The following is a 6,886-nucleotide window of genomic DNA, read 5'->3' as shown; positions in this document are numbered from 1 at the left end:
CCTTCAGGGCGTTACCCCATCATTTGATTCTTCGATATAACCCTTCAGTTCCGACAGGAACTGCCTGACCTTTACCTGAGCATTGTATGACCAATCTCAATTTAAGCCAGGAACATTTCGCACAACTCAAGCACCCGTTAGTTGAAGAAGCTTAATGTTTCACTGGACCATAAAAGGGGTTTTTATTAATATCCGTTATAAATTCAATTGTTTTCGCTTGATACATTTTATCACGATATTCATAAGTAATGATAATATCTCCAACAAACATCGCTGGTGTTATTTGACCACTTACTCTGACCATAAGATTTTTTTTAATTACTTCATAATCAATAATGCTGCCAAATCCTATATCCTCAAATAAATGCGATGGTTCTATTGACTTAGTATCGATAATAGATACTTTGTCCCCCAAAATGATTTCGGCTTTTTCAGTAGTTAATTTTGTTTTTACATTTTTATAGATAATTGCTAAAGGATTATCGACAATGACATCAATTAATCCATTGGTATATCTATAGACATAGACTTCTTCATCTAGAACACCAGAACCATATCCTTTTGTTAAAGTTATGATTATTTCCTTTTTTCCATCTTTGTTTATGTCTTCGTAAAATAGTTTAGGGGCATAGGTAGGATTTGTATCATTTATCCAAAAAGGTCTGAAGTAAGTCTCTCCTTTAAAAACAATTTTGAAGTCTTGATATAGCCCGTTCATTTTCTTAGCGTACAAGATTATATCTTCTTTGGGTAACTTCGTAACCATTTCATATCCTTCGTTTGTAGCACTTACACTTTTGGGAACAAAAAAGAGAATAAACACCAACAATAAGATAATGTATCTTTTCATAGAACTCACCTCTTTTTAGTGTTCCCATAGATGGTTCTTTATTCAACTAAACTGCCCCTTTAGTTAAATAACGATATTGAAAAAGGACTGCCGAAACAGTCCATTTGTTGTGAAACTAAACACCTGTTAGTTCAATAAGAAATAGGAGCTGCCGCAGCAACTCCATTGTTCAACTTAAGTACCCTTTTGATTAATGTTAATCCATTGACCTTGCAAATTCTAACATTTTTTCTTTAGGTAACCTTGAACTATTCATTTCTACATAAGTACCATCTTGTACCCAATTAAGTAATCCACCAGTTATGGTGTCTCCATTTTTATCAACTTCGCCACTTTCTTCCCACTCCTGAAAATAACCTTTGTTTCCGTTTATATCAACTTGCTGACGATGAGGAAAATCGTCATCGGATATCCGAAATCCTTTTCTCAAATCAATAGCGACCATTAACTTTGTGTCCTTGCTGTCCATATAATGTAGCATTAACCAAGGGGATGTTTTGGTATCTAATGTCCAATCGTCAGGAATCTTTTTGGGAGTCAAAACGGTAAAATCAACTTTTTTCTTTATTTCTGGTATGGTAATGCAATTGTGGTTATACTTTATTTCTTTAGCCATTAATATCATCGGGATACTATTAAACAAGATTAGGACAATGAATAAACGAATTGGAAATACCACTAAACTACCTCAATTCTAATTTAAATTTCTGGTATTAGTATCTCCGAACATTCACTTCTTATTAAACTATCCTGCCCGTTAGCGTGAGTACATTTCTTCACAAACTTTATTTCAGTTTAACATATATATCCAATAAAAATGTCCTTTCTAAGCATTTTTTGTATGCCGATTTGTATATAAATTTGATGGTTAAATTGCCGCCGTACAATAGCCATTGTACCCCAACAAATTGAGGTGCATTTTACTATACAAATTTTTATGTAATTCCAACACAAATGGCTTTAAATCAATAAAAACACGAGTGGCAAATTCCTATACAAATTGCCACTCAATTTACCTTACATTTTTAATGTTTGTGATAGGGAACGGAACCCGTTACCTATTTGGCCCCCTATTTTTTACCTGTTATCAGATGCTCCTTTGTTTTCGATACACTTTAATTTCCATGATATGCCCTATGATTCCAATTAACAATCCAAATGCCAGTCCGTTAAAGACAGGGAAATCTAAAAATCTAATAACGGAATAATATCTGATCAAGCTAGTGTCATGCCAAAATAATCCGAAATCCATGCCTAAAACCATTCCGATAAAGAAGCCCGATAAATATGTCCGTTGGTCCGAATCTTTACCAATCATCTTATGATTATTGGCGATTGCTGCATTAAATGCCTGCCAAATCGCATAACCGTACAGGGAGGGGTAAAATAGTGCCCATCTATAATCAATTACGTGGTGGGCAGAATGTATATCCCCGATAAAGGAGTTGATTAAAGATAGGTTTAGATTTGAGTTCAAATTCACGACAAATTCCATGCCGATCAACACAGCTCCAACTATATAATCCTTATTGTAAAATTGCCCGAATCCTGGTAATACACATGACCATAACATTGCTGCATATGGAGATTTATATTGTCGGCTTTGTCTCATGGCGTCATTTCCCCCAAGAAATAAATATGTTATATAATAATAATTTCTTCAAACCTCCTCTAATCCCTCTTTTTATTCCTTTTTTTGGTAAGAAAGACACAACCTATAGGCAGAAATACTCATATATTCAAAGATTAAGGTATTTAGATACAGTAGGAAACATGAGGTCAGGTCTGGTGGCCGGCTGAATTTCTTTGGAGCTATTAGAACCGTCCCTTTTTTTAAAATAGTTTCTCCTTTTCACCAAGTTTTCACGAATCTCTATTACTATTCAATACATCAGATAACGATCAGTTTGCAGCTCCGTTAGCTCAGTTTGACGCGGCATACAATAGCTATGTAAGCGAGGAAGAACTCACTAAGGAACTCGAAAAGTTAAAAGGTGAAAAAGAGAAAGTGGCCGCATTTTAATATATGAAGAGAAGCACCGCCAATTAGGCTGGTGCTTCTCTTTTTATCTGGATACTATATTTTCACTATTTATTCTTTCGTCTTATTAACTCATCTCGATCGGATGCCATTGGAGGCTGCTCCATCCAGCGATTTTTTATCATGATATTGGCCCCATCTTCTGCATACATTTGAACCTCTACGGATAGCCTGTTATACAGTGAAGCCAGATCTCCTCTGGGACTTACACTGATACCTGTACCGTAATAGCCAACACTCATAGCAATTAAACCAGTGGTAAAGTACATCATGAGTTTATCAGAAAATGTATGTGTGGTACTGTTTGTTATTTCCCCATCCCACCCCATGGGTGCAGGGAGTTTACTTTCCTCTAACTTCGCTCTAAATAATCTAATGTGTTTATTCCCAATTTCTAAACCCTTTAGAAAAAATTTTTTAACATCCTTGTCCTGTGCAACCTGACTAAATCCGGTTAGCGCAGCAACTCCGAGAGCATTTCTTTGCATGTTCGCAAATAAATTATCAACTTCCGCTGCAATTAATGGCCTTTTTTCTCCAATTACATCCAACATAAACCATTGCTTTTTCACAAATTCAACCTTCTCTAAATTTGGCAGGTTCGGAGACCTGATAAACAGCCCTTTGGATAATAATAATTCTGTTGATTGTTTATATAATCCCATGGTTTCAGTAAGACAGTCCATGTAATAAGCTTTAATGTCATTTCTTACTGATGCTGCTAGAGCGGCTCCATATAAAGTAAGTCCGACCTTCGACATTTGGTGAATAAAATTGAGCACAAATGCGTCAGAGTAAAGTCTAGGTGCAGTTAAATCTACATCTTCTCCAATGCGAAAACCGTGCGGAACAATATTCTTTTCCTCAGTTAAAATAGCTGTAATCGTTTGAACATGTGATGCAGATAACTCTAGGGAATATTTAATGACCGGCTTAATTTCATCATCCTCCACTTTTTCTAAAAAATAAGTAAGGATACAAATGCTTGCGCTATCATTTAAGTATTGAGCCCAAAGTTGAGCCATTTCACCAGCAGTTAACCTTATCTGGATTCCCTTTGCCTCCATAATTTACCTCCAACGTATAAATAATATAGGATAACTTCCCCATAAATTACCTGTAATATGTATGAGTCTCCTGGCCGGGAAACCCGGTTCTGGTGGTCACCACAAGTCTCATTGGAGCCAGGAGAACCGTCACTAAGGCTCATTTTTTGCGTGTTCCCCTCATAAAATTAACCCCGCTTACGAAGTCCTATAATTAGCTGATCATACTTTCATTTACATCATATCAACTTTGCCAAACCATAAATTTACATGGGAGAGAAGAAGCATGACAGAAGAGACTTATCAATCTCGTGAGGAACGAAAGCGAGCGGAAAGGGCAAGACAGAATCAAGACAGAAGCAATCGGAAACCGAAGAAAAAAGGATCGATTTTGAAAAAAATAATCATTGTCTGTCTCGTGCTGGGACTTGTTTCAACTGGAGCAGGAGCGATCACGTTCGCTTCTATGATTAAGGGTTCGCCTAATTTGGATGATTCTAAGCTGGTGGATCCACTTTCAACGAAATTTTACGATAAAAACGGAAAATTTCTTTATGAATATGGGAAAGAAAAGCGAACGAAAATTACCTATGATCAACTTCCAAAAGTACTGGAGCAGGCGTTTATTGCCACGGAAGATTCCCATTTTTATGAGCATCATGGAATCGACATCAAAAGGACTGCTAAGGCTATTTTTGTCAATGTAACCGGAAATTTCGGATCACAGGGCGGTAGTACGATTACTCAGCAAGTGATTAAAAATTCCTTTTTGACGCCTGAGAAAACCTTAAAGCGAAAAGTCCAAGAATGGGACTTGGCCTATCAGTTGGAACAGAAATATTCCAAGCACGAAATTTTAATGATGTATTTAAACAAAATCTACCTTGGAAACCGTTCTTACGGAGTTGCTGCTGCCGCAAAGAGTTACTATGGTATCGAAGTAAAGGATTTAAAAAAAATGACGCTCGCGCAGGCAGCTTTGATAGCCGGACTGCCGCAGAGCCCGAATAATTACGATCCAACCAAGCCGGAAAACAAAGAAGCGGCCACAAATCGCCGAAATATCGTCTTACGTTCGATGCTTAGAGATGGGTATATAACGGAGAAACAGTACAAGGAAGCTTCAAAAGTTCCTGTTACTGAGGGACTTGTCCTAAAAAGCAACCAACAAACGATTCCTTACGAAGCGTTTTTGGATGCCGTTGTAAAAGAGGTAAAGAGGAAACTGAAGGGTGTCGACATCAGTGAGGATGGATTATCTATCTATACCACCCTCGATCCAAATGCACAGAATTATGCAGATAAAATGTTGAACACCAATGATATCATTGCCTATCCAAATGCGGCTTTCCAGGGGGCTTTTGTCTTTTTAGATACAAAAACCGGAGAAGTGCGGGCGATTGGGAGCGGGCGAAACGAGTATAAAGCTGAATTTCTAGGTAACAACTTTGCGGTTGATCTCCGTCGTCAGCCAGGATCGACATTTAAACCGATTTTTGACTATGGTCCAGCGATTGAAAATTTAAAATGGTCCACTGGCCATCTGATTAATGACAAGCCGACGTCGTATTCAACTGGACAGCCGATTTCCAACTGGGATCATCAGTATCATGGAATGCTGACCATACGGAATGCACTAAACAACTCTTATAATATTCCTGCTCTTCTAACACTACGGGCGGTGGGAATGGAAAAGGCAAAGAATTTTGCCCAACAACTCGGTATTACTTTTAAAAATAATCAAATATACGAATCTTATGCGATTGGAAGCAATACTGTTAGTCCATTAGCCATGGCAGGGGCTTACAGTGCATTTGGAAATAAAGGGAGCTACAATAAACCTCATTTTGTTCAAAAAGTAGTTCTGCCCAATGGTAAAGTCGTTCATTTTACGGAGAAATCCAAACGGGTTATGCAGGATTATACGGCGTATATGGTGACTGATATGTTGCGCTCCGTTGTAACAAATGGGGGCGGAGCAATGGCCAACGTTCCTGGGCTATATGTGGTAGGGAAGACAGGGACAACGAATTTTGACGCACCGACCCGGGCGAAATTTGGATACCCAGAAAACGCCACGAATGATAGCTGGTTCGTAGGATATACACCGCAATACACCATGGCGGTCTGGACTGGATATGCACAAAACGGCTCTGGTAACTTTATGGACGCGAAGACGACACCGATTGCGAAGTATATGTTCAAAAACATGATGCAGTCATTTGGAACGGATGCATCAAGTTTTCAGCAGCCAAGCAGTGTCTATCGAGTAAATAATGAACTGTATATTAAAGGCGTTACTTCTGCAGAGGTACCGCCAAAACCAAAACCAATTATCAACAAAGCGAAACCTGCTAATAATAATGTGGGAATCAGAAATGCGCAGAAACCAAAAAAGGAAGAAAAGAAACAACAAAAAGAGAAAAAGAAAAAGCACCCAGGGAAAGGTAAAGGAAAAAAGAATCATTAGATCGGTAAGACCAGTGAAAAGCCAGGAGATATGCTAATCTCCTGGTTTATTTATTATTGGAAAGAAAACCGTAAGAGCTTTTTAAAAAAAGAAAAAATTTTTGTTGCATAATTATTAGGAGGGTGATATTATAAGGAAGTCGCTTTTGACAGCAAGGTTTCATTGTTAAAGATGATTGAAAAAGAGATAAAAATTATATTGACATAGCGATATAGGGTTGATATAATAATAAACGTCGCTTTTGTCAAACGAACCTTTAGTCGTTTAAAGTGATTGATAAAAATATAAAAATTATATTGACATCATAATAGAGAGTTGATATAATAACAAATGTCGCTTCTGACGTAATGAATTGTTCTTTGAAAACTAAACAAACAAAATCGTGCAAACAAACAATATTAATCGTGTTTCTTCTATTATATATAGTTAGAACATGAGCCAACGTAACAAATGAGCTAATCAACTTTCTTGGAGAGTTT

At 37.4% G+C, this 6,886-nt stretch carries 5 protein-coding genes; 1 reads left to right on the top strand and 4 read right to left on the bottom strand.

The window, feature by feature from the left end; all coding sequences use genetic code 11:
* Positions 1-151: 151 nt before the first annotated feature.
* From M3610_RS27175 to M3610_RS27160, 4 genes are all read right to left on the bottom strand, one after another.
* Positions 152-850: a hypothetical protein gene (locus tag M3610_RS27175; RefSeq protein WP_251463589.1), complete on the bottom strand. Its 699-nt coding sequence runs from the start codon at positions 848-850 to the stop codon at positions 152-154.
* Positions 851-1,046: 196 nt separating this feature from the next.
* A complete protein-coding gene (locus M3610_RS27170) occupies positions 1,047-1,529 on the bottom strand; it encodes a DUF4367 domain-containing protein (RefSeq protein WP_251463588.1) in 483 nt (160 codons plus the stop codon).
* A gap of 408 nt (positions 1,530-1,937) precedes the next feature.
* Positions 1,938-2,462 (bottom strand): hypothetical protein, encoded by a 525-nt coding sequence (locus tag M3610_RS27165; protein WP_251463587.1) that lies wholly within the window; start codon positions 2,460-2,462, stop codon positions 1,938-1,940.
* 476 nt (positions 2,463-2,938) lie between these two features.
* Entirely contained in the window at positions 2,939-3,958 is a 1,020-nt protein-coding gene (locus M3610_RS27160) for a DUF3231 family protein (RefSeq protein ID WP_251463586.1), read from the bottom strand.
* A gap of 265 nt (positions 3,959-4,223) precedes the next feature.
* On the opposite strand from M3610_RS27160, the gene M3610_RS27155 reads away from it, so the two are divergent.
* Positions 4,224-6,407, top strand: coding sequence for a transglycosylase domain-containing protein (locus tag M3610_RS27155; RefSeq protein WP_251463585.1), 2,184 nt, complete (start codon positions 4,224-4,226; stop codon positions 6,405-6,407).
* The last annotated feature ends 479 nt before the right edge of the window (positions 6,408-6,886 follow it).

This window comes from Neobacillus sp. MER 74, from assembly GCF_023714155.1.
This window is presented reverse-complemented; position numbering and strand designations above follow the sequence as displayed.

Coding starts and splice junctions, on each gene's coding strand:
- M3610_RS27160 (WP_251463586.1), bottom strand. CDS start 3,958: ATGGAGGCAAAGGGAATCCAGATAAGGTTAACTGCTGGTGAAATGGCT.
- M3610_RS27155 (WP_251463585.1), top strand. CDS start 4,224: ATGACAGAAGAGACTTATCAATCTCGTGAGGAACGAAAGCGAGCGGAA.
- M3610_RS27165 (WP_251463587.1), bottom strand. CDS start 2,462: ATGAGACAAAGCCGACAATATAAATCTCCATATGCAGCAATGTTATGG.
- M3610_RS27175 (WP_251463589.1), bottom strand. CDS start 850: ATGAAAAGATACATTATCTTATTGTTGGTGTTTATTCTCTTTTTTGTT.